The sequence below is a fragment of the Prosthecobacter sp. genome, assembly GCF_049294395.1.
Classification (GTDB): domain Bacteria; phylum Verrucomicrobiota; class Verrucomicrobiia; order Verrucomicrobiales; family Verrucomicrobiaceae; genus Prosthecobacter.
The window spans coordinates 1-2323 of sequence record NZ_JBAQCR010000376.1 but is presented as its reverse complement, the minus strand read 5'-3'; the positions used below and the strand labels follow the sequence as shown (position 1 = coordinate 2323).

Annotated in this window: 1 pseudogene; it reads left to right on the top strand. The window is 59.7% G+C overall.

The features are described 5' to 3' along the window. Positions 1–2323: pseudogene (locus WAW39_RS25335) on the top strand (DNA translocase FtsK); the annotation flags it as partial.

Below are 2323 nucleotides of genomic sequence, written 5' to 3'. Positions count from 1 at the left end.
CTCTATAACTGCGAATCCGCAGGCTTGCCTATCGCAGCGATTGAAGCGCTGGCCGATCTTCAGGAGACGGATGTCCACTGCCACGTCGTCTTGCGGCACGAAAATGTTGCGGTACTGCGACGCGTTTATACCGAGCTACTCGAGCATGCCGATGCCGACCCTGATGCGCTGGTGGCAAGTGAAACCTCAAAGAATTTCATGGCCAACCTACGAGTGGGCATCCAGCTGGAAACACCGACTACCTTGGGGCCACGCGACGCACGAGCCGTGGACATCGCCTTCCTAGACGATGTCGTGTCTCGACGAGCCGGAGTGAAGATGCTGCCGGCACCTAACGATACAGCGCCGCCCTCGCTCCTCGACCACGTACCGGGGCACTGGTCGTACCGTCTCCCCGTTGGCTCGGAACAGACGCGCGCATCGCGCTATCTCGCTTGTCCCGAGCAGCCTAAATGCAGCCTTGAGCAGCTACGCGCAACCCTTGCAGTCATCGAACCCGTCGCCGGTTCAACGCCGTATCGACTGCCCATCCGGGAGCTTGCCTTTAATGATCCGACGACTGCCGCGCTCCTGAAGGATGTGCATAACTTGGCCGAGTGGGTTGTCAATCACGACGACCTTTTAGAGCCAGATCAGCTGCGAAATCTCGGCGTGCAGGTAATACGCTACCGTCGCGACGCGACGCGTGGCCGCAATCTCATTGTGTCGTCGACTTCGCAGTCCGGGCTCCTGCTGGCGTTAGTCCAGCGCCGCCTTCACGCGCTGAACCTGGGTTTGACGGATTCGGACGTACGATCTCTTTCAGACCGGCTCGTGCGTGATGCCACGAGGATTTCTGGCGAAATTGCGCTGCGGGCGACCAAGCGCGGTGAGTTTGCCGGCGAGTTGATCGGTGTCGTTCTCAGCCATGCGTTGGTGCGTGAAGAACTTGGCGCGACGAGTCCTCAAGCTTGGTATTTCCTAGACGACTATGCAGGTTGGCTCGGACAGCGCGAGGGCGGCATTGCGGATCTGATTGCGCTGAGCCCGCAACAAGTCGACGGCAAGCTCGCCTTGAGGATTCGCGTAACCGAGGCCAAATACATCGCCGATGCGCAAGCAAGTGATATGCGTAAGAAGTCTCGAGGCCAGCTTCAGAACACCGTAGACCGAATTCGCGAAGCGTTGTTCGGCAATCCGGGACGGCTGGATCGTGACCTATGGTTGTCGCGCTTGAGCGAGTTTCTAGTTCAGGCCTCTAATGCGGTCGCCGCGATGCAGACATTTTCTGGATTGCAGCGCGCCGTGCGCAACGGGACGGCCTTGATCGACTTGCGGGGATACTCGCATCTGTTTATTTCAGGACCGCTCGGATCCAGTGTGGTATCCCTGCGAGAAGAACTTCCAAAAGAGTGTGGGCCGCACGCACTGCAGGAAACATTTGGCGTCGATGCGGTGCGGGATCTGCTGCTGCGGTACTTCCGCAATCAGCCATTGGGTCCGACTCGAGAGCTGTCCCGTCCGGGTGAGCGCCCGTGGGAAAAGGACGCATTTGCGCTGCCAGCGCCCCGGCCTACGTGGGCACGGCACAAAGCGCGTGGTTCCGATGGTTCGAAGAAGATAGAGGGCAGCGCGAACGATGTGCCGATTGAACCTATTGCTCCTGTCGAGCAGACCGTAGCCGAGATTCAACGCGACGCTATGGCACACACCGACCCCGAAGCATTCGTGGCAGAAAACGCCATCGACGCCGCCGCCTTCCGTCCCGTGCAGCCAATTTCGGACGACTCCAAGAGAATGACGTCGCAGGTGGGTGATGGTCTGGGCGTTGCAGGCGAAGCATTCAAGGCGTTGTTAAAGCGGAAGGCAAATCTGGTTGAGGCGCCATCGGAGAGCGCCTGGTTGGATGAGACGGTGCTGCGCTTGCGACAGGCGCTGACCAGTTACCAGCTCCAAGCGCAAGTTCTCGGCAGGCGGCTTACGCCCAACGCTGCGCTTGTTCGCCTGCAAGGTACTGACCGATTGCACCTGAAGGACATCGAGTCGCGGCGTTCGCAGTTACTGACATCACACGGGTTGACAGTCATCAACCTTGCCGCGCGGCCAAATGAGATTATCGTTTCCATCGCACGGCCAGAGCGTGAAACCGTGCGACTGTGGGACGTCTGGGCGCAGAATCCTCCGGTGCGCGCAAATGCGGGGCCGGACCTTTGCCTATTGATCGGCTTGCGCGAAATCGACGGGGAGCCGTTCTATCTAAACCTGGGTGACCCCTGCGGGACTATACCAACGCACGCGCCACACACGCTTGTGGCCGGCACTACCGGTAGCGGCAAGTCCGTGT